Source organism: Shewanella carassii, from assembly GCF_019670705.1.
Lineage (GTDB): Bacteria > Pseudomonadota > Gammaproteobacteria > Enterobacterales > Shewanellaceae > Shewanella > Shewanella carassii.
Genome location: NZ_AP024618.1, coordinates 1,594,268 through 1,619,151, shown reverse-complemented (window position 1 = coordinate 1,619,151; position 24,884 = coordinate 1,594,268). Strand labels below are relative to the sequence as shown.

Sequence of the window (24,884 nt, the reverse complement as noted above, 5' to 3'; positions counted from 1 at the left end):
CACCTTGGTTAAATGTTAAACAGGGCCCGATGGCCCCATCGATAAAGCAAAAACTTCACTTAGAAGCCAAGGATAATACTTCATCCAACACTTTGCAGGCTTTACTCATCTCATCCTTAGTCAATGTTGGATGAACCAACATCATAATACTGGTTTCGCCGAGAAGTCTGGCGTTTTTAAGCCTTACAGCTGGTCGCCATGGCGTATTATCAAATGCCTTTTCCAGGTAAACCTCTGCGCAGCTACCTTGCATACATGGTACGCCTTTCTCAACCACCGCATTTACAATGCGATCACGATCCCATCCTAGGGCCAACTTTTCAGGGCGAACGAAAAAGTAGTGTTTATATTCTGCATGTTCAATGTAATCGGGTACTTCTACCACGCGAGTGCAAGCAAAACCTTTAACAACATCATCCAACATTTTACCATGCGACTGTCTATTGGTTGTCCACTGTTGCATACGAGTAAGTTGAATTCGACCAAGAACAGCTTGTATCTCAGTCATACGCCAGTTAGTACCAAAGCTTTCATGCAACCATCTAAACCCTGGCTGGTGTTGCACGTTATATACAGCATCGTAGCTTTTACCATGGTCTTTATAACTCCACATTTTGGCCCAAAGCTCTTTCGAGTTTGTGGTGACCATACCACCTTCGCCTCCCGTAGTCATAATCTTGTCTTGGCAAAAGCTCCAAGCACCGATGTGACCAATAGTCCCCACACTGCGACCTTTGTATTTTGCACCATGCGCCTGGGCACAATCTTCAATGACATAAAAGCCATGTTTTTCTGAAAGTGCCATAATGGCATCCATTTCAGCAGGCATGCCCGCCAAGTGCACTACAATCACAGCTTTAGTCTTGGGCGTTAATACCGCTTCGATTGACTCTGCCGTAATGGCTTGACTATTAAGATCCACATCTGCAAACACAGGGTTAGCACCAGCAGTAACAATAGATGATGCCGAAGCAAGAAAGGTTCTAGGCGTCGTAATGACCTCATCCCCCTTCCCAACATTCAATGCTTTAAGCGCCACGTCAAGCGCGAGAGTCCCGTTGCCAAGCGCAACTGCATATTCACACCCAACCCAAGCAGCGAATTCTTTTTCAAATTCACGGCACTCGCTACCAGTCCAGTAGTTCACTTTATTTGAAAGTAGTACACGACTAACTGCATCAGCTTCTTCTTGAGAGAAGCTAGGCCATGGAGAAAATTCTGTATTCAACATAATTAATACTCAAAAAATCCCTTTTTAGTTTTTCGACCAAGATGGTTTGCTCTGACCATTTTTCTTAATAAAGGGTGGGCTCTATATTTAGGATCACCTGTCTCGCTGTACAGAGTTTCCATAATAGATAAATTTACATCATTCCCAATCAAATCAGCCAAGGCTAATGGTCCCATCGGATGATGAGCTCCAAACTTCATCGCTTTATCAATATCTTCAGCCGTTGCGACTCCTTCAGCTAAAATACTAATAGCCTCATTAATCATTGGAATAAGCATACGGTTGACCACAAAACCAGGAGCTTCCTGCACAACTACAGGTGACTTACCTAAACTTTGGGTAAATAACATAAGCCTTTCAACCACCTCTAAACTAGTTTCATGGCCCATTACAATTTCTACCAACTCCATAACAGGAGCTGGATTAAAAAAGTGTAACCCGAGTACATTCTTTGAGTTCAGTAAAACACTACCGAATGCTGTTATCGACAGAGATGAAGTATTTGACGCTACAATAGTGTCATTATTGATATACTCAGATATTTCAGAGAAAAGAGACATTTTAGCTGCGAAATCTTCGGAAATAGCTTCAATGATCAACTCAGAATTCTTTACATCAGCTAACTCTGTAGTACTAATTATTTTCTCAACGCCTTGACTTGCACTTTCTTCTGTTAACTTGCCTTTCCTCACTAGCCTTGACAAGCCTTTTAAACATGAGGCTTTTACCTGTTCAGCTTTTTGCTTATCCCTAGCCACAATGATTATTTTTTTTACTTCATCACTAGCACAAATGACTTGAGCAATTCCGGCGGCCATAGTGCCTGAACCTATTATTGAGACTATCACAAGCTTGCGATCTCCTTTAACTTTTTAGCTGGGTTTCCGGCAAATATTGTGTTTCCAGGTATGTTTTTAGTTAGAACCCCTCCCATACCAAGCATTGCCCCAGCTCCTATTTCAAGGCCTTGCCTAATGACAGCACCTGTACCCACCTCCACTAAGCTGCGTACAGTAACATTTCCGGATACTGCGGCCATTGGAGCAATTGTGACAAAGTCTTCTAAAATACATTCATGCCCAACGGTAACATTTAGATTTAAGATATTATGCTCCCCCAACTTAATATCAGTAGTTAGGATCGTTCCCGCACAAATTATTGAGCCAACTCCAATACTGACTGTGTTCGAGAGTCTAACACTAGGGTGAACTAGGGTTGTAAATTTAGGTTTACCAGAAACTAGCATCTTATTTAGGACTAACTCCCTAGTTCGTGGTGACCCTATTGCAATTACAAATTCACAATCTTGATACTCAGTCCATGAGGAAATAGAGCCTAAGACCTTAGCTCCTTGAACATCACTCCCATGTGCACCTTCGTTATCATCTAAAACACCTTGGACTCTACGGTTGCAGTCCTCCGCTAACCAGACGACCTCTTTGGCGAATCCCCCTCCCCCAATAACAATAAGATCTTTCATTTTTTGTCACTTCCCTCAAAGCGAGACATTGTAGCCTCACCATCTGCGCTGATGCCTTCTCTAATAAATACCTTTTTGACAGTTAAAGCCAAAATTTTCATATCAAGAAAAATAGACTGATTATCGACATACCAAACATCTAACTTAAACTTTTCTTCCCAACTGATCGCATTACGCCCATTAATTTGAGCCCAGCCAGTTACACCCGGTCGAATCTCATGACGCCTTGCTTGTTCTTTACTATAAAGTGGTAAGTACTGCATCAATAATGGGCGTGGACCGACTAAACTCATGTCACCTTTTAATACGTTCCACAACTCCGGAAGCTCATCTAAGCTAGAGCTTCTTAATTTGTTTCCAAATGGAGTCATACGCTCAGAATCCGGCAACGGATTACCTAGCTCGTCAAAAGCATCCTTCATAGTACGAAACTTAACCATTTCAAAGGCTTTGCCATGTAAACCGGGACGTGTTTGACGAAACAATACAGGTGTTCCTAAGTTCTTACGTATTTTCCATGCAACGAGAGCGATAATTGGTGAAAGTAAAATTAGACCACATAAAGAAGTAAATAAATCAAACAATCTTTTCATGTTTCACCTCTGGTTGAGCAGTCTCTACAACCCACTGGACCCATTTATCAGCTAACATCTGACGGTCAAACTGACTTTCAGCAAGTCGTCGAGCGGCTACTCCCATCCTAATAAGAGCCTCTCTATTATCTGCAGCCTGTTCTAGCGCATTAGCAAATGCCTCAGGGTCCTCTGGAGCAACAGCAAAGCCACAATGCAAGTCTTCAATCATACTTGCAAGCCAGCCTGGGTAATTGTTAATAACTGGTAGACTTGCGGATATGTAATCAAAGAATTTATTTGGCGATGTCCCGTAATAAAAAGCAGGAACATTTGCCAATATCTGCATCCCCACATCAGCACTGGCCATTAACCCCGCTAACTTTTTTTTGTTGACAGGAGGATGAAAGATGACATTTTTGAGTTGTAACTCTTGTGCTTTCGCCTCCAATTGAGATTTTAACTTACCTTGTCCTACCAAAACTAGCTTAATATCGTCTCGACCACGGCTTTGTAACTCTATTGCCGCGCTCAGGACAGCATCCAGGCCGTTAGCCATACCATGAGTACCGGTAAAAATAGCCATTAAATCTTCTTCAGCCACCCCGTCGGGTCTCCAGGGCTCGCTTGGCTGAGTAAAGATAGACAGATCACAACCATTGGGTACCATTGTAATCTTGTCTTCAGACACGCCGCGCTTTTTAATTCCCTCAACAATGCCAGGAGAAAGACCAATACAGCGATGTGCACTCCTGTAAGATGACCACTCTAATAAAGACATCAACCACAAAATTATAGGGTTTTTAATTACTCCCATTTCTTTTGGTAACTCGGGCCACAAGTCTCTAACTTCGAATACAAAAGGCTTCCCTCGTAACCAACGCGCAAAAATACCCGGAATACCTGCTGTTAATGGCGTTGTTGTTGAAAACAATACATCGTATTTTTCCGTAAAAGCTAAACCGATACTTTTAAATGCAAACTTAACAAAGGTTATGCTTCTTTTAAGAAAACCATCTGAGTTAGAGTAAGCCAAATCAAACTCAATAATACGAATGCCATCGACAATACCCTCGCGCTTGCCAGCGACAAACTCTGATTCTAGCCCGGTATTACCTCCACTATAAGTGCCGCAAACCATTGTGACATTATGCCCATGATGAATAAGACGCCTTGCCATCTCATATGAACGGATTCCAGCAGTTCCTTTTGGCGTTGAAAAGTGCTGGTGAAAATAAAGGATTGTATTATTTTTTTTCACAAATCAAAAACCTTTAATTGAGAGTCCCAAATAAATTTATTCTTTGCAGATGAAGCAACATGAATGCTAGATTTGGAAAACTCGCTGAAAGCCTCGATAATTGTCTCTACAGACGAGCCACAGTTAGCTAATACGATTCCACAATTTAATTCGTTTACTATCCGAGCCATCGGAGGATTGCTACCAACAATTACCGGAGTGCCTCTAGATATAGCTTGATATAATCTATTAGGCTCACAAAGAAGAGAGTTAGGTTCTTTATTGTTATAAAAAATAACACTTGCTTTGGCTTCATCAATATAATCAACAAGTCTAACTTGAGGTACCATTCCCACAAAAAAAATCAAGTCATCAAAATTATTATATTTACTTCTAAGATTCGAAATATAGTCATTATCATAACCACCAACAACTATACATTTCATTTTAATAGAAGTACAAATAGCTTCAACCAGATATGAAAAATTCCTAACCTCATAAGCTCCACTTTGTAACAGAAAATATCCCTCACCGTTTAACCAACTCAGAACATCTTTAGGTAAAGGAAGTGCCTTTTCTGATATAAAAGATTCATCAACAAAGTTACGAACTATTTTATAGGAGTAATCTTGCTCTAGAATACCATTTAAGTAAAGAGCTCTTTCTTCATTTGCATGTATTCTCACGTCGACCACACCCATTGAAAACTTATAGAGCCTTCTCATTAAGCCAAAACGTAAAAAAATACTGAGGAGGAAGCTCGTGTTGATCCCAAACTATTTTATCTACACGGCCAATTTTTTTTAAAAAGTAAAAGTAGGGAATAAATACAAACATCAGAGGGTCGTGCAACCAAACAACATCATAGCGTTTAAATGTAGAAAAAACGAACCTACAAAAAAAACTCCAATAATTTCAATATTAAAAACTGATTACCACGAAATAACTCCCTAGTAATTAAGTAATACTTTTTAAACTTAACTGAGTCATTAAAAATAACCCCAGAAGAATACTTGTTTTTATCTTCTAAGACATGAATACTTATATCATAACCTATATTAGATAGAGTTACAGATTCTTTTCTAACTCTATCATCATATGCCAGACCATTACATTTCAATAGCATTAACAAATTCAAACTTACACCCCACAATCAATCAAAAACCATATTGATAAAAAAAACACTTATTGTCTAAAACTATATCGAGCAATGGCAAGCTTGATGAGTCTATAACTTTTAAAGTATTATCAGACCATTTTATTTCTCGTTGAATAAAAACACCCTTAATTTCAATACAAGCCTTCACAAAATTATTGCCAATAAACATATTTGCAAATAGCTCATTCCCATCGATATAATCAACTAGTATTCCGCACTTATCTTTAGGACCATTATGACTAATATAGCTTTTGTTTAAAGCATTAAATTTAGGGAAAGATGAATATTCATAAGTTCCATTATCATCAATATCAAAATCTTGTGATAGGATAGAAAAATTAAACAAATCATTGTGAGAATGACAACCATTTAAATTTGAATATTTAAGGTACGCTTTTTGTTCAGCGAATTCAATAACAACAACTCCAAAGCAAGGATAATTCCTAACCTTAACATTTTCTTGCGACCCTATTTCTATAGTGCAATGCAAAAAATATAACCGCCCAACATGACATCCATAAGTTTCTTCATAAGATTCTTTATTAAGCAATGCGTTTTCAGCGCATTCTATTCTATTCATAGAAAAAAAAAACTGGGAAAATTGATTTAAATAATTTTTTATAGCTGCACTCTACTAAACCATTTGAACTGTCTGAGCCTAATATCAATGAGATTAACGTATCTAGTTCAGGTAAAACTCTTCTATCTTCAGTATTTGGTTTCTTATGACATAGTCCTAGAGAAAAAAATCACCCCTGAATCATTATCTCCGATCGCAGGAAGTCTTCCTCTAAATTGAACATTTATATAAAAAATCAATCATCTTAGATATGAGAAGCTTTGTTTGGGGTAACACGGATTCATTAATATTAAAATGAGATTGAATTTCGGTTATTAATATATATGTATATAAAAAAAACACTCCAAAGAAAGCCTATGATAGTAAAAAGAGCCTTCGAAAGACGAGCCGTCTTCATTAATTTGTTTTTGCACTTCAGAATTAAAACTTTCTATTAACTCTACAGCCTTCGACTTATATTTTTTCACGGCCATTAACAACGCTCAAAAAAGAAGCAATACCGAGTAAATTGCATAGATAATGGTTGTTGGTTCTTCCTCTATAATTTTCTAAATTATTAATTATATGAAAGTATCCTGTAGATATATTTGTTTTGATTTCAGCCTCAATATCTTTACAATCATGATCGATTCCTTTTATTATTCTTCCGGACAAAACACAATTAAACATCCGAATCCCAACATCCATTGAGTAAAACCAATTAACCCCTGAGAATGGGGGATTACTTTCATTATAGCTCTTAAGATAAGTTAAGATTGAATGAAATGTTTCTTCGCTTTCGATGTTGGCAAAATCTAGTGCAAGTGTTGGTAGAAAATTAAATCGGCTTTTTTCCCAAACTCGCTTTACATCAATACCAAGTTTAGGCGGAATCTTATAACTTTTATACCATCTTCCCTTCTCCCATCTAAACTTTGAGTGTTCATCGTAATGCCAGTCTATAGGACTATCCAAATCGATATTCTGATTAGATAGAATAAACAATGCTCCTCTACGATAACAACGAGCCTTTTCGTTTACACCAATAATTCTAGGAATAGGAGGAAGCGTTCTAAAAAAAAACAACATCTAGTTCATACTTAGAGATTTGTATATCAAAATTACAAGGGAAATATTTCCACTGAATATATAGTATTAACCTGTGAGTTTCTAGCACCAATCTTTTGTAAATAGAACTGAACAAATTAATCATTTTTTAATTTTGAACCGTAACATTAAAACAACAATAAGAAGAGAACCAACAATACCAAAATTGAACAATGTTATATAGTTAAACGTTTGGAACAAACTTCCATTTCCTATCTCAACAATAAATACAGTTAAATATGCAGATAATCCACAACTAAATGTACACCCCTTATCTATTTGTGCTTCTAAAAATTTAAATATTATAGAAATAGTCGTTCCAAGAAATAGCGTAATAATGATTGCGCCTATGTAATCGAAATTAATCAACAAATTACCAAAAAGTTTGTTGGCGCACTACCTTTCATTCCAGCTTCTAAATTATCAGATTTAGCTATATATTCATCAAATATAACTCTAGTTTCCATAAACCTTTCATATGGGAATAAATTACCATAATTTGGAGTAGCCGCTCCTAAAAACAACTCATTTCCATCTATATAAAATTGAGCATATGCGGACAAGACGTCAACATTAACAATAAAAATTCGCCTAAAGACATTAATAGGTGTTGTTATCAATCTTTCCCAAACAAAACCCTTATAAAAAAATAACCAAAAGAGATATAACAACAACTCCCAACAAAATTAAAGCTATAATCTTAGCAAGATTAAGCTTAATTTTTAAAACAAAAACTCTAACAAGAAATAAAATAAGGAAAAGTTGGACTATATAATATTTTTGAACAAGCAACAGTGATGGAACTAGTGTCATTAATACAGACAATATCAATATATTTTTATCTTCTGGCTTTTTAAATTTCAAATATTTTGCATAATATATTGCACAAATTAAAGGCCCTAAATATCTAAATGAAAAAGTAGCTAAAAACTGACCCTCACCATAACCGTTGCTAATGGATGTTCGAATTAAATATGCACTTACGATATCCCCAGAGAGAGCATACTGCAAAGCTTTAAAAGCGCCCGTTTCATATATATATTTAAATATCATAAAAAACATAAAAGATATAATAAGAATAGAAGCTCTATTGTTGATGCTTATTTCAACTGTAGGATTAGAATTAAATTTGACTCTATTAAAACCAAAAAAAAGGAATAGAAAAAGCTATATAGGTAATTGAAACCCATAACATAGCTAGGTGTTTCGACTCGATTGAGGTTTTAATTTCTGATAACCAAACTAAACTTAAAGCCCCTGAAATGTATGTAAGCAATACGCTAAAACAAAAAACATAATAGGGCTTGTATATGTTTTATACTTTAGGCTTACAGAAACCCAAAAAAATAAAAATGAAAAAAAATACAATTAGCTCATACATATTTTGATTTTCTATAAATAGAATAGTTCAATATCAAATATCCAACCAAGTATACCATGCTCAGACTTAATGCACTCCCTACATTATTTATTGCTATGAGCCACATAATTAAAATCATAACAATAAGAGAACTAAATGCAGCTTTACAAAGAAATAAATAACATCCTCTTTTCTGTAATACTTCCGAATAAGGACTAAAATAGATTGAGACAATACTTGATAGTAATAGAACGCCTAATACGTCTTGAGATGCTTTTAAGTCTTTTGAACAATTACCCCAAAAACAGGGAACAATAAATAAACAACGCAACAAATAATCGCAGCAACAATAGATATTTTGGCTGTTACTTTGCTTATAGAATGAGCAATGTTATCATCATGTGCCAACTCAGCAATAAAAACTTTTTTCATAGAAGCTACCAATATCATTACTACTGAATATATGTAAAAGCTATAGAAAAGTATCCCTGTTCCTCTAATCCAACTTCAAACCTTAAAAACCATATAGATATTTGGGACATTAGTGGTATTATAATAAAATAAATAAACAAAAATTTATTATTTACATAAACATTTTTTATAACATTTATTAATCCCACCTCCCTTTCTCGGCTAAGTTTAGATTTTGGAAAAATCATGTGTGACAACAAGATTGAAAGTATCATTAGAATAAAAACTATCGATACACTTACCTCATCAAATAAAAAAACTAAGCAACCAAGCAAGCATATGAAATATATGGAAGACTTTGTTATATTAAACTTATTATAGCTAGAGTAGTTTCTTTTCCTTTGAAGTATAGTTTTTTTAGTTCGAATGATACTAGAAATATAATTAAAAATACTGATATTAAAAACAACTCATTGGCATCAAAAAAACAAAATAAAGGCAATAATAGCTACTACAAAAAGACCAAAAAGCATCTTTTAACGTAACAAACAATTCATCTTCATTGAAAATCACATAGCGATTTGCAATATTAGATATAAACCCTGAGACAACAGCAGAAAGACCTATAAAAAAGCTATAGTCTGCGAACTCCAATACAGATAAGTGTTTTATTAAAAGTAGTGTACAAAGGCTGACGAGCGCTTGAGAAATAATAGAAGACGTTAGTACCGAAATAACTTTATTATACATATTTAATAATCGGAAGTTAGAAGCGTAGATAAATACGCTTCTAGTCATTTTACATAAAAGACAACTAACCCCAAATCCCTTTGGTGTCAATCACAATCCCATCCGTAATAGGATTTTCTCTGAACAACTTGTGGTCAACTAATAAAACTTGGATATCAGCTATTTTTGAAGCCACGCTAAAATCTGTCAGTTCTATGTGTTGCAGCTTGCTTGGAATTAATTCGATATTAGGTTCTACTGCCAGCACTTTACCAACATGTATTTCTGCAATTTTTTGTGTAATCGCCATTGCCGGACTTTCACGCAAATCATCAATATCAGGTTTAAAAGCCAAACCGTAACAAGCAATCGTAACATCTTTAGCTGTTTTAGTTGGATTAGCTTGTAAAAAGTCAGCAATAGCTAATTTGACTTTATCAATAACCCATGCTGGTTTTGCATCATTGACTTTACGAGCAGTGTGGATCAGTTGCGCTTCATTTGGAGTCTTAGACACAATAAACCATGGATCGACTGCAATACAGTGACCACCAACACCAGGGCCAGGCTGTAAAATATTAATGCGTGGATGACGATTAGCTAGCGAAATCAGCTCCCAAACATTAATGTCTAATTTATCACAAATTACTGACAACTCGTTTGCAAAGGCAATCTGAACATCCCTGCAGCTATTTTCTGTGAGCTTAGCCATTTCGGCAGTGCGAGCATTAGTAACGACACACTCACCTTGCACGAATACTTTATAAAGCTCAACTGATCGCTCAGAACAACGGGAAGACATTCCACCAATAACGCGATCATTTTCAACCAGTTCACGAACCACGTGACCAGGTAAAACACGCTCAGGGCAATGAGCCACGTTTACATCAGCTTCGTTGCCAGCGCTTTGTGGGAAAGTTAAATCAGGACGAGCGTTAGCTAACCACTCTGCGACTTGTTCCGTTGCACCAACTGGGGACGTTGACTCCAAAATCACTAAATCGCCTTTTTTCAAAACTGGTGCGATTCCATTGCAAGCAGACTGAATATAGCTCAAGTCTGGCTTTGGGATCTGCCCCTCTTCACAAGGTAAAAATGGGGTAGGAACAGCAATAAGGAATGCATCGGCAGGTTCAGCAGTCGTTACAGCCTTTAAATAGCCTTCTTTAACAGCTGTATGTACAATCATATCCAAGTCAGGCTCTACAATATGAATTTTACCACGATTGATTGTATCCACAGCATGTTGGTTAACATCGACACCAATTACCTTCTTTTTTCGAGAAGCAAACATTGCTGCTGTAGGAAGACCGATATAACCAAGTCCAATGACAGATATTGTTTCAAATGACATTTTTTTTCCTAATTACTTATTTAACTAATTCTTCCAAAATTCTTTCACACGCTTTACCGTCACCATAGGGGTTATGCGCATAGCTCATCTTTTTGTATGCATCTGCATCACACAAAAGCTCGTCTAGATTAGACACTATTTGATTAATATCAGTACCAACCAACTTAACTGTCCCCGCCTCAACAGCTTCAGGACGCTCTGTAGTATCCCGCATAACTAACACTGGCTTTCCCAATGAGGGCGCTTCTTCCTGAATGCCGCCAGAATCAGTAAGAATGATATGAGCCCTGTCCATGAGATATATGAAAGGAAGATATTGTTGTGGCTCGATTAATAAAATGTTATTGACCTCACCTAAAATGCGATTTACAGGTTCTCTTACATTGGGGTTCAAATGCATAGGATATAGGATTTGTACTTCAGGATGCATTATAGCAATAGTCGCTAGCGCTTCACAGATACGCTCAAATCCACCACCAAAACTTTCCCTACGATGACCGGTGACCAAGATAAGCTTTCTGTTTTCATCTAAGAAAGGGAACTGTTCAGCTATCGTACTTTTGAGATCTGTATCTGAATCAATTTTTTCTTTCACCATCAATAACGCATCAATGACTGTATTACCCGTCACAGTAATAGTGCTTGGCTCAAAGTTCTCTTTGAGAAGATTCTGCTTTGAGGTTTCTGTCGGCGCAAAATGGTACTTAGTCAATACTCCCGTCAAGCGGCGGTTTGCTTCCTCTGGCCAGGGAGAATAAATATTACCTGTACGAAGACCAGCCTCTACATGCCCAACAGCAATTTGTTCATAGTAAGCGGCAAGACTCGCAGCGAAAGTCGTCGCTGTATCACCATGCACAAGCACAACGTCTGGCTTAAATTCTTGAAGGGCAGGTTTTAACTTTTGCATAATACCCGCAGTGACATCATTAAGTGTTTGACCGGCTCTCATCAAATCAAGATCGTAATCCGGTGTTATGTCAAATAATTCGAGTACTTGATCGAGCATTTCCCTGTGTTGGGCTGTAACACAACACTTTGCTTCAAAACGGTCATCGGATGCTAAGGCATGAACTAGAGGGGCCATCTTGATTGCTTCTGGCCGGGTACCAAAAACGGTAAGCACTTTCTTTTTTATCATTACATCGGACCTTTTTTATTGCGTTCTACCAAGAGTTAAGTCGCTACGTTACAACTTTTAAGTGTCAGCCCTTCAAACCCTGCTGAGACACATTTTATCCATTTTGAGATAATCGAATTTTCATTATCCTTTGAAGAACCTAAGTTTTACCGTTTCCGGAAACGGTCCCAATAGGCCCTCATTTCATTACTTTAACTTTCCTTTCTAACAAAATGACTTAGAAGAACCATCATCACAGCCAACATACCGCCTAAAATGGTACCTATCACACAAATTAACGCTCGCTTTGGCTTGGCCTTTTCTTCGGGGACAAGTGCTGGGTCAATTGTTTTAAAGACATATTCATCCCGCACCTCGGCGAACATTATAGTTTTGGCCTGTTCCTCTACCAGTTTGTAAAGAATTGTACGGATATCTGCAACATTAGTGAGTTCAATCTGTTTATTTAGAAATTCAGTACTACGGGTTGCTTCGGCTACATCCCGTTCTTTCATGGTTAGGTTAATATCTGCAACTAGCCAATCTACCCATTGTTTGGCAATAAAAGGTGATTGATGTTCTATCGAAAGTTTCACCATGCCGCTTTCTTTTTCTTCATTGACGACTAGTATTTTAGAAAATGCTTTATGTGCTTCCTGTAAGGAAGGTTTTGGCTGAAATGGGGGCTTAACTTCACGAACCCAAGTCTTACTTTGTTGGTTATACATTTCAGGATCAAATGACAAACTGTTATCAGCCATGTGCCACTTATCAACCGCCATCAGCTCGGGCAGTATTTGATGCTTATCAATAAAGTCGCCGATAAACTGCCTTGACTTGAGTACTTCAATAGCCAATTGCGTCTTGTCTGTGCCACCTTTGCCACCTAAATTGATCCCAGCCATACTGGCAAGGCCACCAAACTGGGAAGCAAGCCCGGCTAGTCCGCCAGCCCCCTGCTCTTCTGATGCGGGTGCCAGTAATGCTTCTGACTTATAAATATTCGGCATCATCAGCGCAATAACAGCAGACGCGACAGCAAACACCAGAGTGACACCGGTAATTAACCATTTTCCTTGCCAAATGACAGCAAAGAGTTCACGGAGATCGATTTCATCATCTCTCATCGTATTCGCAGAAAACTGCGCATCCGGATGTTGTTGAGGAGTAATTTGTGAATTCATATTTTTATCTAATGATACTTTTATAGGATGTGCCCTAAAGTGAATAAATAGATGCTTTAGGGCACAGTTTTATATTTGAAATTACAACCCAGAAATGGTTGCCACCGCCACTGCAGTGTTGTAAATGATCTGAGTCACTTGGCTCCAGAGTGTCAGGTTATCCTTATACTCTGTATCCAGTGGGACGATAATGGTATCACCAGGCTGCAGATTATCTTCGCTGCTAAACCACATAGAACGTTTAGGCATCAACACAGAGCCATCGGCCTTAATGACATAGGTTCTGTCTTCATCTGCGCGCTTACGAGCACCGCCGGACATCTCCAGATATTGGTCGATAGTCAGACCTTCTTTATATCTATGAGTCGACGCGTGCTGAACCTCACCCATAACAGCAATGGTCTGTTTGGTAGAGGGTATATACAAAATGTCCTGGTCTTCGAGTTGCAAGTCAGCTTGGGTAATACCAACCGAGATAGCAGGTAAGTCAACAACCAGTCGGCCCACAGCCTTAATGCCTTCAAGATCTTTGAGCATCAACTGAGCATCGGCATAGTTGACCACATTGCCGTCCTTGGATACGCCGCGGGTAGCAATATCCCGACGAAGTTGATCTGCCAGTTTTTTGATTTCCATCTGCTCTTGCTTGCGAACAGATTCACGCACAAACACGGCCGATGGCAAGTAAGCATATTCGGTGAAGCCACCGGCTCGTTGGATAACATCCTGCAATGTTTCGCCACGGCGAATGTTATAAACCCCGGGGAATTTAACTTCACCGCGGATTTCAACTGTTTGATGTTCTTGCCAATCGGGGGTTGTCATCACGGTCAGTATGTCTCGCCCTTCGAGTGAGATATCTGCCGTCTTGTTTCCTTGAATAGCCGATGCCAAATCCACTGTCTTATGCACAATGGAAGAACCCGCAACGTCGGTAATAGTACGAGTAAGCTCAGCCCGCTCTGTATATGCTCCTTCTTTAAGGCCCCCCGCCGCTTCAATCAGAGAACTCACTGAGGCGTTAACACTCAACGGATACATGCCTTCGTGGCGTACCTTGCCAGTAACGGCGACTATCTTGACGCTGCTACCTGCACGAGCCTGGGCGTTAAGTTTACTGATAACCGGATACAGGAGTTCACTGCGGTTCATCATGTAACTGAACTTGATCAAGTCTCGATCATCAAACAGGTTGCTGAGCATCTTGCTCACTTCAGCGGTAACAGCTTCCTGCTCCATTTTCTGAGCTTCGTCCAGTTCATCTTCGCCTTCAGTACCATCGTTGACGACCACCCCGGCAAGCTCAGTACGCTTGTTGAGTCGTTTATTTTGCAAGTCATTAAAACCTGCTTTAAACAGGTCTGAACCCAACAAGGAGTCACCAGTAAGTGAAGTCACTTTAGCAACTCGGTCTTTAACCAGTTTGTTTAGCTCATATCGATTAATACTATCGTCGCTGAAATTGAAAACGATAAGCTTATCTCTCGGACGTAACTCCAGATTTTCATTGGTATCTTGCTGCAGAATGGCCTTCCCAGGCGCAAACTGGTATACATCAATATTGCCGTAATCATCAACTTCACGAAGCAGGATGGCATAATCCAAATCTGCAGAAATCTGTAAATCGGACCAAATTGATTTAAGAATGTCATTAACCTTCAGGCCTTGATGCCATTGATACTTTCCAGGCCTTACAACGGCACCGACAAGCGTTATTGCATTGTCGTATTGACCCGAAGTACCTTTAACTCGGACCACATCCCCCGCCTTGGCCAAGGTTTTCTGGCCCTTGGCTGAGGTGAGATCGATTGTTAAAAGCGACTTCAACCCTTGGTCATTATATCGTTCAACCGTACTGCTTTTGGGGTAAGATCCCGGCTTCACACCTGCAGCCATGGTGATAACATCGGCAAAGGTCTCTCCGCCTTTCAGTTCATAAATGGCTGGACGTCGGACCTCGCCGGCCACACTAACCAAGCCGCCAACGGGAGGAATAAAGACTACGTCACCGGACTGCAATCTAAGATCACCGGAAGCATCGCCTCGCATTAGTAAGTCATACAAGTCCAAAGTACCAATTAATTTTCCGTTACGCTTAAGTTGCACTTTACGCAATGAACCAATTTCGTTGACACCGCCGGAGACAAACAGCGCCTGTGTCATGGTCGATAAGCTGGATACAGTATAAGAGCCCGGTTTATAGGCATCCCCAGCGACAAAAATGCGAATCGAGCGCAGTTCTCCCATAGTGATATTGGATTCAATCCCTATCATTTGGTGCTTGATGCGCTTTTGCAGCGTGTCTTTGGTTTCAGCAAAACTCAACCCCGCCACACTGATTGGGCCAAGCTCAGGAAATTGCACAGTACCGTCACGGTTGACAGTAAGAGTAAACTCCCTATTGTCCTTACCGAAGAGTTGTATATTCAGAGTGTCTCCAGGCCCCATCAAGTATTCACTTGGAACAGGGACATCTGACACAGGTGCAAAAGTGCTCGGTTCCCCTTCAAACAAGGAATAGCCGAATCGTTTAAGCTCCGCCTTGTCTGCTGCGGCCGTAAAATCTAGCTGATGCTTATCTTGGTTTCGGCGCTGACTTCGTTCAAGTCCCTGACCATTTTGATATTGCCAACTGTCCTGTTCTGCACCAGGGAAACTCTGTTGTCCTCGCGGATATACCAACTGTGGATTTTCTAGCTTCTGATCACTAGCACTTCCGCTACCGCTCAACATGGCAGGATCTATACCATATTGTTTTGCTAACCTTTCCTGCTCAGCACGAGGCAAGTTTTTAAATTGTTCTATCATTTGAGGAGATGGCGTAATCGCTTGGACTTGCGAGCCAAGCAAAGCCAATACCCCGAGACCCGCTATGATGAGTTTTTTGGTTTTCTGTAACACCAGTTGTCTCCGTTATGGTGAGTAACACTAAAAATCAAATGGCCAGCAAGTAACACTGGCCCCGTGCGAACCGACAACCGGTTCAGGGGCCAGTGTCTTCTAATCCAACTCTCTTACCTTAAGTGGTCAACTCGAATTTTGCTTAAATTACTAAACAGTTATGAGTTAGTCACCGTCCCCACCGACTTACAACAAGACGGCGAAATCATTCGTATTCTTGTGCTCCAGACACGCTACCGCCCATGGATTGCGGCCTCCAAAATGCCCTTTGCCATGCAAAAATCTAAATTTTTTAGTTACATAGAGCTCGAACACTCTATGCCACCATTACAACTATCTATGCCTATCAAACGGGGGATTATACCCCACTCATAGGTAAACCTCAGGTTAAAAACCCTTTACCCTTATGTATTCATAACAATTGCTCAGCCAGATGATGAAAATCACCTCTCAACAAGCAAGGATTCTTTCTAACCAATTGATATTTAAGAATAGATAATTGCAACAGATAACTGAATAAATCCTGAATTATTACCATAATGGCAAATATCCTACACATGCCATGGGCTTTTACGCACATACGGCCCTGATGGCGCTTTGCTCAACGGTGATGCACTTATATTGTCCTAGAAAAGTGAATAATACCTTGCAGCGAGTATCACCACACGTCTCTGCGAAAATTCCGTCAAAATCAGCAAAAGGTCCTTCGGTGAACTGTATTTTATCACCAGCTTGCAGGGGCTTTTCTGTGATCAAAGGCGTTGTTAACTCACGTTGTTTGAGCTGAATGATCAGGCGTTCATCTATCGGCAGCAGCTTTTCTCGGCAGTTAACCAAATCAGCCACGCCTCGAGTGGACTTCAGTTGCCGCACACTCGTCTGCTCAGGGTCAAACTTGATGAATAAATAATTGGGGAACAAAGGTTGCTTACGGACGACAGTCTTGTTTTTCTCTTTCTTTTCGCTTCGCACCATAGGCAAATAGGTCTCCAATTGTTGGAGGGTCAAGTTCTGTTGTGCCCTCACTTCATTGCGAGGTTTACAGTATAAAAGGTACCAGGCCTTCATGGTGTTCTCACTACTTGGTTTCTGTCGGGTGACTTCCTATCACGGTCGGCAATCATATCAGACATAAGTTTACGATTAAAAGCGAATTTCAGAGGTCGTACTCACCCCACCAAAGTCTAATTGATATTGATAATCACCCCCCAATAAAACCTTGTTACGCCATTGCCTCAAGTAGCTCACAAAGCCCCCACAATTTGGCATGCAAATTGACTTTAGTAATGGATCAAGGGTATATAAGGTGGGCTTTGTTGATTTTGATAAGCAGATTACAGAACACAAAACCAAAGCCTCAGTCACAGCACATTAAAAAATATGCCATAGCACTTTACCCATTGTGTGATGTTAACGGCAAAACAGCTGGGATAAAAAAACAGTCACTTTCCGTGTTGACCCTTGTCACACGACCAACTAACAAATTTAAGGTGGAAGATTTCATGAGCTTAGCAAAACCCAAAGGGACAGTGCTCGGGCACCCCAAGGGATTGTTCCTGCTGTTTACAACAGAGCTTTGGGAACGATTCAGTTACTACGCGATGCGAGCCATTCTGGTACTGTATCTTGTTGATCAGGTTAACTCTCAAGGCGGAGGCCTGGGCTGGACTCAGGCAGATGCCCTTTCTCTTTACGGTACCTTCACTGCTTTAGTTTACCTCACCCCCCTCATTGGTGGCTGGCTTGCGGATAACTACCTTGGCCAACGGAAAGCAATTTACATTGGCGGTGCGCTGATGGCGATAGGTCAGTTTACCTTGGCCACGCCCCACAGCATGACTCCAGGTCTTGAAACCATGGTGTTTTATATAGGCCTGGGAACCCTTATCATAGGTAACGGTCTGTTTAAGCCCAACATATCAACCATGGTGGGTGATCTGTACGAAGAGGGAGATCATCGCCGCGATGGCGCCTTCACCATTTTCTACATGGGGATCAACTTGGGCGCAGCCCTCTCCGGTTTTGTAGTAGCTTGGGCCTATACCAGCTTTGGTCATACTGAAGTAATAGATGGTATGGAGGTTACCATCAATAACTGGCAAGCAGGTTTTATGTGTGCCGGTATCGGTATGGTATTGTCACTGATCATCCAATTCCTCTTCGCCCAAAAGCTGTTGGGCAACATAGGTACTGTGCCTTCAGCCAAACTTGAACGCGAAAAAGATTTGGCCCGCGGACAAGTGCGAAAAGAACCACTGACCAAAGTGGAACGCGATCGCATTAAGGTGATCATGGTAATGGGTCTATTTACCATTATCTTCTGGGCAGGGTTTGAGCAGGCCGGCGGTCTGATGAACCTGTTTACCAATGAGTTCACTGACCGTTTTATCGGCACTTGGGAAGTACCCACCACCTATTTCCAGTCACTTAATGCCATCTTCATCGTTGTCTTTGCTCCGGTTGTGGCATCTATCTGGATCCGCTTAGGGGATAAAGAACCCAACTCACCGGTAAAATTTGCACTTGGCCTGTTTCTGCTGGCAATCGGCTTCCTGTTTATGATTGGCGCCGTAATGGAAATGGGTGGCGATGCCTCTGCCAAATCCAGCATGTGGTGGTTGGTGGGAGCCTACTTCTTCCACACCATGGGTGAGCTTTGTTTATCACCTATTGGTCTGTCTATGGTTACCAAATTAGCCCCCCTGCGTATCGTTTCATTGATGATGGGCGCCTGGTTCCTGTTTATCGCTATGGCCAACAAAATTGCCGGTATTGTCGGCTCCTTTATCGGTCACGGCGGCGAGAAAGAAGAACAATTGGCCAATGCCATGTCCATCTTCTCTGGCATTGCTATTACAGCAGCTATTTCCGGTGTCATTCTTTACTTTATGGCCGATAAACTGGTCGACTGGATGCACGGTGCAGAGAATAAAATACACGATCACTCCGAAGAAGAAGCGTTGGAGCAAGAAATCGCGGTAACTGGCGATCATGAAGCCATTAAGCGCTAATGACTATTCCGTTGTTTAACAGAAAGGCTGCATTATGCAGCCTTTCTTGTCAGCGTGTTCGAGTGTGCTTGCCGACTCTATTTCATTGAGTTTTTCTACACTACAACATACTGCCGATATCCTCGCCCCAAACAAATGCTTACAGTGACAATTGAACAAAGCCACCTTGAGGAACCTGAGGATTAAAGGTCAGCCCCAAAAACCTATCTTGTTGCAATAATTGCCTATGTTCCGGCTCATTGGTAATGATACAAAGACTCTCACCGGGCAATATACTACGGAAATGAGTTGCCGGACGCCCCCACTCCAACAATCCCAATTGCAATGAGTCAGCCAACGCCAGCGGTGTGATGCCATCCAGGTTGCGTATATAGCACCTCAATCCTCTACCCGCCTGAGCGATAGCCGCCCGGTAACTATCGAGCTCAATCGCGATATAGATCATGTCGCAATATAGGTCCAGCCCAGACTTGACCAAACGGTCATTCAAGTAACTGAGCATATTGAAAGGTTCCAACACTACGGAACTGATGCCGTTACGATTCAATTTCAGCTTCTGATTGACGAAACTGCGCATCAACACACTGGCAAAGGCGGCTCTATTGTCCTCTGGATGAAAATGTGCCATGTACATAATGAGATGATTAGTCCCTACCATGGCCGAATCAATAAAGTAAGGACTTACTTGCTCGTGTTTGAACAAGCTGTAATCCAATCTAGCCTTAGGGTATTCAATGCGGCTTGCTGGGAATAACTGCTGTTGCACACATTTGGCCGCTTCCGCATTTTGCTCCAATAAGGCCAAATTTTCATTGAACTCCATAAAAGAAAGCTCTTCCAAATCTTTATTGAGAGAGCACTGCTCATGTTCAGGAGTCAGCAAGCACTGATTAATGGCATGTTCGATACTGTAGAGATCCGACACGGGCTTAACCAAATAATCGCAAGCTCCAATTCTCAGAGCTTCAACGACATCGGCCATGACCTGGTTTCCAGAAATTACAATGGAGGGAATAGCTGGATTAATGCGCGACATAGCCTTGAGCATCTCTAACCCCCCCATTCTGGGCATTGAGAGATCAGCTACCACCACATCATATTTATGATTTTTAAAACTTTGTAGTCCTTGCTCGCCATCCTCGGCTTCAACAACATTGGCGCCACGCCCACTGAGAAAGGCGGCGACAATATTGCGAAAGACGGGGTCATCCTCAACCAGCAGTACATTGAGACTGTTTAGCGCCATGGTAATTCCCCGCAGGTATCAATCGCCGGTAACGAGTGACCTTATCAACCACCTGCGATAAGCAAACAGATGGCGGGTTACTCCAGTTCCTGCATATATTCATCAAGCAACTCGTCTTCGTCCTCATTCGAAGGCACATTGCCATCGTACACTTTATAATCCATGTGCTGTATGTAAGCATCTTTGACGAAAGTGTATGGATCGAGCGCGTTGTCTACTAATCTTTCTTGATCTATGGCAACAGAACGGGCATGAAGATTCTTAAGGCCCCACTTGATCACCGACTGCCACATAGTGAGCTCTGATAACGGAAAGTATAGACCATCCACCCAATCTGAAGCGAGTTCACGGGTAACATAGGGGCCAAAGAATGGCGCCATAAAATAGGGACCATTCGGCACGCCATAGTAGCCCAGCACTTCATTAAAATCGTCCTGTTTTCGAGGCATTCCCATCATGTCTGCCACATCAATCAAACCAAGCAGACCAACGGTTGAGTTGACAGTAAAGCGGCCTCCGGCATTCAACGCCCAGCCCCACTTGCCCTGTAAGCTGTTGTTGACCAAACTTTGAGGTTCTTCGAGGTTAAGCACAAAGTTGTTGAGACCTGACTTGACCGGCATGGGTATATAGTCATTGTAACCATGAGCGACGGGGCGATAGAGAAATCTATCCAGATACAAATAGTTGAAGTCCCACATGACACGGTTGAACCCTTCTATCGGATCCCTTGGGTCATTGTAACTGATGCGCACATCCTGTGTTTTGTTGCTTGCGCTACTCCCTGCAGCCACTGCCGAATGTGCACTCAGCGCAGCTGCAACCATCAGAATCCATTTAAACTTCATATTACTCTCTTTGTATAAGAACCGCGGTAATCCAACCGAAAAACTGTTAAAGCTTTGATTACCATGGGCCGATAACCAATTATACCTACAGCAACAGTCAACTTTCTGCCAATGTCGATTTGGACGGATAAGGATACTTCGCTGTAGAAATAGATCAAATTTAAATTTACGATTGCTTACTGATAAAACAACTCGAGGAGCGGGGTTTGCAACAATGGATCCAGTGAACGGTACAATTCCCTCTTCAAGGCCGGGTCCTTCGCCTCAAACAAACACATCTATCCCGCTGTTACCGGTAACCACTATGGAGGTTAGCAGCGAGATCAGGTTGCAAATTCAAAATGCACAATATCAACTGCAGTTTGTTGAGCAAGAAAGCGCCGCTCAAGCCAAGGCCCTTCTTTATCAAGCCAATACTACCCTACTGGAGCTGACTCGTCCCTTACCGGAAATCATCCAAGGTAAAAACACTCAACTGCTTTTGTTGGCAAACGAAGTACAGATAAAACTGCCGGACGCTTTGATGCAGTTAGCGGCAAAGAATGGCATCAGTCAAACAACATTGCAGCAATTGGCAACCAGACCGCAAGGCTACCCTTTGCCCATGGTGACCGTCTCGCAAGGCGAAATGCGCTTTGCCAATGGTACCAGCATCGCCTTCCCACCACAGTTACAACTCCCCGCCGGAGAATACGTAGCCAAGGTTGTCGGTAACAATCAGGAACTGCTGCTGCAATTAACGCCCATCAATGCCAGGCTGGAGGTAAGGCTGACCCCCTTATCAAACCCGCCAACAATTGACTCAGGTAAAACAAATGAGCAATTGATAACCAAACCAGAAGTTGCCCAAACCTACGCCAGGTTAATCAAGTTGCTGGAGCAGCAACCTCAATCCCAGGTGCAACAACTCCAGAATAAAGGGGAGCAAGCATCACAGAAAGAGTCTACCTTAGCCGCCAAATCTGGTTTGCCTCAGGCCACTGACAGTAAAGTGGCCGCGTCTGTATTACCGCAGTCAAAAAATACTCTTATGCCGGGAACAGATAAAGCCAGTGTTCCCCCGCCCCAATCCGTCTCTTCCCCCCTTACTGGTAAACCAACTGACGTAAGCACAGCTAATAAAGTTGCCGGCGAAACCAGCAAAATACCAGAGCTGAACTTCCTTCAGCGTGCCTTTAATAAGGCCGGCGCGATGCCAAGAGCCGAGGCCATGGCCCTTGAAGTCAAACACAACCTGGCCACTGAACTGCTCAAGCAATTGCCCTCGTTATCCCCGGTGCCCCTGAGTGAATTGACAGAGCCATCACAGCTTAGAGGTGAACTGCTAGGACTCTCTGGGCTACAGTTGACCAGTCAACAAACACAGTCACAGGCCCCAACTCAAGCAAGTGCGATTACCACTTTATTTCAGTTGCTACTTGGTGTCAGGGCGAGCAACCAGAACCTCAGCGTCCCTCAGCGTTTGAGGCAATACCTGGAGGGGCTGCAAAACCAGTCAGGCCTGCAAAATCACCAGTTAGCTTCACTGGAAAAAAACGGCACTTTAGACGCACTGCAACAGATGTCCCAGGCAGTCGCGCTTTATCAACAAGCCAATACTGATAATAACGGCCAATGCTGGTACTTCATGTTGCCTTACTATCTCAACCAGAGAAACGAGCAATTGGAGGGCAAATTTGAGCACAATGACCAGGATAAGGACGCCGACAAAGACAGAGCCTGGCAACTGCAACTCAAATTTAATCTGGGGATGGGGTCTTTGCTGATCAAGGCGAAGGTTAAAGATGATAAGGTCGATCTGCAATTTATTGGTAGCACCCAGGCGTTGATAAGCCGGGTCAGTAATTTCTTACCCCCCCTGTCGCAAAAACTGCTTCAGTTAGGACTCACTCCCAACGAACTGAAGGCACACGTTGCCCCTGTGCCTGCGACCCTATTGCCCGGCGATCACTATCTGGTGCAACTGAAAGCCTGAGGAAAAACTATGTCCATGGATTCAAACGACAAGCAAGCCAAACCTCGTCAGGCAGTGGCCCTGAGTTATGATGGAAAAACGGCGCCCAAGATAACAGCCAAGGGCCAAGATCTGTTGGCGGAAGAGATCATTGCGTTAGCACAAGAGGCCGGAATCCATATTCATCAAGACCCTTACCTGAGTGACTTTCTGCAAATGTTGGAACTGGGAGAAGAGATCCCCAAGGAACTCTACCAGCTGATCGCCGAACTGATCGCCTTTGTCTATATGTTGGATGGCAAATTCCCAGAGCAATGGAATAACCTACATCAAAGGATTGTCGATAAGGCTTAATCCAAAAGCGGATAATGTTGGCAAACGGCTAAGCTAGACGCCAAAAACGCTTTCAGACTGATTACATGGCAGAAATAGAAAGAGCGCATCTTAATGCGCTCTTTAGGAACTACGGCAAAAGTTCAGGCTCTGGCTGTCTTGCCGTGTAAACGGATAAGGAGTTCAGCTTCGGCCTTGGGCAATTCACACTCGCGAATAAGTTCTTCAACCCCTGCTCCCAGTTGTACCATTTTCATGGCCCGACTATAGAGCTTGGCTTGCGGATCCTGCTGCATCGACTCATCCAAGCGGGCATTTTGCTCAACCAGGCGTTTCTCCAGCTCCAACACCCGACGCCCGACCCCTATGGTTCCACTGCGGAGCTCCTGCAGTTCCCGCTTTAAAGCTTCCCTTTGCTTGTCGCTTTCCTTGACCAAAACGGTTAAGGCTTCAACCTTGCTTCTGAGCTTATTGTTTTGTTTTTGCAGGTACAGTACCAGCCCAAGACAGGCAACAACGTATACCAGCGCAGCGATCAAAAAGCCATCGCCCATCATGGGTTAAAACTCCTTTTCCCTGCAAACTTCAATCAGATTTGCGCCAACTCGGCCCATTCATCATCAGAAAGCAACTTATCCAAATCCACCAGGATCAACAGCTCGTCTCCACGGTTGCTGACACCCTGAATAAACTTGGCGCTTTCTTCGGTACCTACATTAGGCGCATTATCGATTTCAGAGCGACGCAGATAGACCACCTCTGCCACGCTATCGACCAAGATGCCTATTACCTGCTTTTCTGCTTCAATAATCACGATTCGGGTAGAATCGTCCACTTCAGCCGAAGGTAAACCAAATCGTGAACGGGTGTCGATCACTGTCACCACATTGCCGCGCAAGTTTATAATCCCCAGCACGTAGTGAGGGGCTCCGGGTACAGGGGCAATCTCGGTATAACGCAATACTTCCTGAACCTGCATCACATTGATGCCATAGGTTTCGTTATCCAGTCTGAAGGTCACCCATTGGAGAACGGCATCGTCCTTTCCCGCAGATACCGCTGCTACATTTCTTGAATCTGTCATA

General features: G+C 41.8%; 23 protein-coding genes. 3 read left to right on the top strand and 20 right to left on the bottom strand.

The features are described 5' to 3' along the window. Positions 1-55: 55 nt before the first annotated feature. The 16 genes from K5621_RS07430 to rfaH form a co-directional block, all read right to left on the bottom strand. Complete coding sequence (locus tag K5621_RS07430) at positions 56-1,231, bottom strand: DegT/DnrJ/EryC1/StrS family aminotransferase (RefSeq protein ID WP_221050823.1); 1,176 nt, start codon at positions 1,229-1,231, stop codon at positions 56-58. 2 nt (positions 1,232-1,233) lie between these two features. Next, positions 1,234-2,079, bottom strand: coding sequence for a 3-hydroxyacyl-CoA dehydrogenase family protein (locus K5621_RS07425; RefSeq protein WP_221050822.1), 846 nt, complete (start codon positions 2,077-2,079; stop codon positions 1,234-1,236). Next, complete coding sequence (locus K5621_RS07420) at positions 2,076-2,711, bottom strand: acetyltransferase (RefSeq protein ID WP_144128885.1); 636 nt, start codon at positions 2,709-2,711, stop codon at positions 2,076-2,078. The genes K5621_RS07425 and K5621_RS07420 overlap by 4 nt, the downstream gene beginning before the upstream one ends. Further along, the gene (locus K5621_RS07415; protein ID WP_221050821.1) at positions 2,708-3,304 is read right to left on the bottom strand and encodes a sugar transferase; all 597 of its coding nucleotides are present in this window, start codon (positions 3,302-3,304) and stop codon (positions 2,708-2,710) included. The genes K5621_RS07420 and K5621_RS07415 overlap by 4 nt, the downstream gene beginning before the upstream one ends. Continuing rightward, on the bottom strand, positions 3,288-4,544 hold the full coding sequence (locus K5621_RS07410; RefSeq protein WP_208141489.1) for a glycosyltransferase family 4 protein: 1,257 nt from the start codon (positions 4,542-4,544) through the stop codon (positions 3,288-3,290). Before K5621_RS07410 ends, K5621_RS07415 begins: the two co-directional genes overlap by 17 nt. After that, entirely contained in the window at positions 4,541-5,209 is a 669-nt protein-coding gene (locus tag K5621_RS07405; RefSeq protein ID WP_221050820.1) for a glycosyltransferase, read from the bottom strand. Before K5621_RS07405 ends, K5621_RS07410 begins: the two co-directional genes overlap by 4 nt. Before the next feature lie 471 nt (positions 5,210-5,680). Next, positions 5,681-6,262: a hypothetical protein gene (locus K5621_RS07400; protein WP_221050819.1), complete on the bottom strand. Its 582-nt coding sequence runs from the start codon at positions 6,260-6,262 to the stop codon at positions 5,681-5,683. Between the two features lie 453 nt (positions 6,263-6,715). Beyond that, positions 6,716-7,330 carry a hypothetical protein gene (locus K5621_RS07395; RefSeq protein WP_221050818.1) on the bottom strand — a complete coding sequence of 205 codons (615 nt, stop codon included), beginning with the start codon at positions 7,328-7,330 and terminating at the stop codon, positions 6,716-6,718. A gap of 383 nt (positions 7,331-7,713) precedes the next feature. Further along, positions 7,714-7,968, bottom strand: coding sequence for a hypothetical protein (locus K5621_RS07390; protein WP_221050817.1), 255 nt, complete (start codon positions 7,966-7,968; stop codon positions 7,714-7,716). A gap of 19 nt (positions 7,969-7,987) precedes the next feature. Continuing rightward, positions 7,988-8,401, bottom strand: coding sequence for a hypothetical protein (locus tag K5621_RS07385; RefSeq protein WP_221050816.1), 414 nt, complete (start codon positions 8,399-8,401; stop codon positions 7,988-7,990). Positions 8,402-8,984: 583 nt separating this feature from the next. Then, complete coding sequence (locus K5621_RS07380) at positions 8,985-9,140, bottom strand: hypothetical protein (protein WP_221050815.1); 156 nt, start codon at positions 9,138-9,140, stop codon at positions 8,985-8,987. Positions 9,141-9,933: 793 nt separating this feature from the next. Next, the gene (wecC, locus tag K5621_RS07375) at positions 9,934-11,202 is read right to left on the bottom strand and encodes a UDP-N-acetyl-D-mannosamine dehydrogenase (protein ID WP_144128891.1); all 1,269 of its coding nucleotides are present in this window, start codon (positions 11,200-11,202) and stop codon (positions 9,934-9,936) included. Between the two features lie 16 nt (positions 11,203-11,218). After that, positions 11,219-12,343 carry a non-hydrolyzing UDP-N-acetylglucosamine 2-epimerase gene (wecB, locus tag K5621_RS07370; protein ID WP_221050814.1) on the bottom strand — a complete coding sequence of 375 codons (1,125 nt, stop codon included), beginning with the start codon at positions 12,341-12,343 and terminating at the stop codon, positions 11,219-11,221. A 191-nt stretch (positions 12,344-12,534) separates the two neighbouring features. Continuing rightward, positions 12,535-13,506: a Wzz/FepE/Etk N-terminal domain-containing protein gene (locus tag K5621_RS07365; RefSeq protein WP_221050813.1), complete on the bottom strand. Its 972-nt coding sequence runs from the start codon at positions 13,504-13,506 to the stop codon at positions 12,535-12,537. Positions 13,507-13,587: 81 nt separating this feature from the next. Next, complete coding sequence (locus K5621_RS07360; RefSeq protein ID WP_221050812.1) at positions 13,588-16,407, bottom strand: SLBB domain-containing protein; 2,820 nt, start codon at positions 16,405-16,407, stop codon at positions 13,588-13,590. Positions 16,408-16,977: 570 nt separating this feature from the next. Next, positions 16,978-17,475 (bottom strand): transcription/translation regulatory transformer protein RfaH, encoded by a 498-nt coding sequence (rfaH, locus tag K5621_RS07355; RefSeq protein WP_221050811.1) that lies wholly within the window; start codon positions 17,473-17,475, stop codon positions 16,978-16,980. Between the two features lie 434 nt (positions 17,476-17,909). Between rfaH and K5621_RS07350 the strand changes: the two genes are divergently transcribed. Then, a complete protein-coding gene (locus tag K5621_RS07350; protein WP_221051146.1) occupies positions 17,910-19,418 on the top strand; it encodes a peptide MFS transporter in 1,509 nt (502 codons plus the stop codon). 139 nt (positions 19,419-19,557) lie between these two features. On the opposite strand, the gene K5621_RS07345 is transcribed toward K5621_RS07350, so the two are convergent. Further along, entirely contained in the window at positions 19,558-20,664 is a 1,107-nt protein-coding gene (locus tag K5621_RS07345; RefSeq protein ID WP_221050810.1) for a response regulator, read from the bottom strand. A gap of 77 nt (positions 20,665-20,741) precedes the next feature. Next, entirely contained in the window at positions 20,742-21,512 is a 771-nt protein-coding gene (locus tag K5621_RS07340) for an MlaA family lipoprotein (protein ID WP_221050809.1), read from the bottom strand. 328 nt (positions 21,513-21,840) lie between these two features. Here K5621_RS07340 and K5621_RS07335 point away from each other — a divergent pair, with 328 nt between their 5' ends. Beyond that, positions 21,841-23,487, top strand: a complete 1,647-nt coding sequence (locus tag K5621_RS07335; RefSeq protein ID WP_221050808.1) for a hypothetical protein — start codon at positions 21,841-21,843, stop codon at positions 23,485-23,487. 9 nt (positions 23,488-23,496) lie between these two features. Beyond that, the gene (locus K5621_RS07330) at positions 23,497-23,820 is read left to right on the top strand and encodes an EscU/YscU/HrcU family type III secretion system export apparatus switch protein (protein WP_229671814.1); all 324 of its coding nucleotides are present in this window, start codon (positions 23,497-23,499) and stop codon (positions 23,818-23,820) included. A 122-nt stretch (positions 23,821-23,942) separates the two neighbouring features. Here the strand turns inward: K5621_RS07330 and K5621_RS07325 are convergent, their stop codons facing one another. Together K5621_RS07325 and K5621_RS07320 are read right to left on the bottom strand one after the other, a co-directional pair. Further along, on the bottom strand, positions 23,943-24,353 hold the full coding sequence (locus tag K5621_RS07325; protein WP_221051145.1) for a DUF2802 domain-containing protein: 411 nt from the start codon (positions 24,351-24,353) through the stop codon (positions 23,943-23,945). Positions 24,354-24,388: 35 nt separating this feature from the next. Further along, on the bottom strand, positions 24,389-24,883 hold the full coding sequence (locus K5621_RS07320; protein WP_100142284.1) for a chemotaxis protein CheW: 495 nt from the start codon (positions 24,881-24,883) through the stop codon (positions 24,389-24,391). Position 24,884 lies beyond the last annotated feature (1 nt).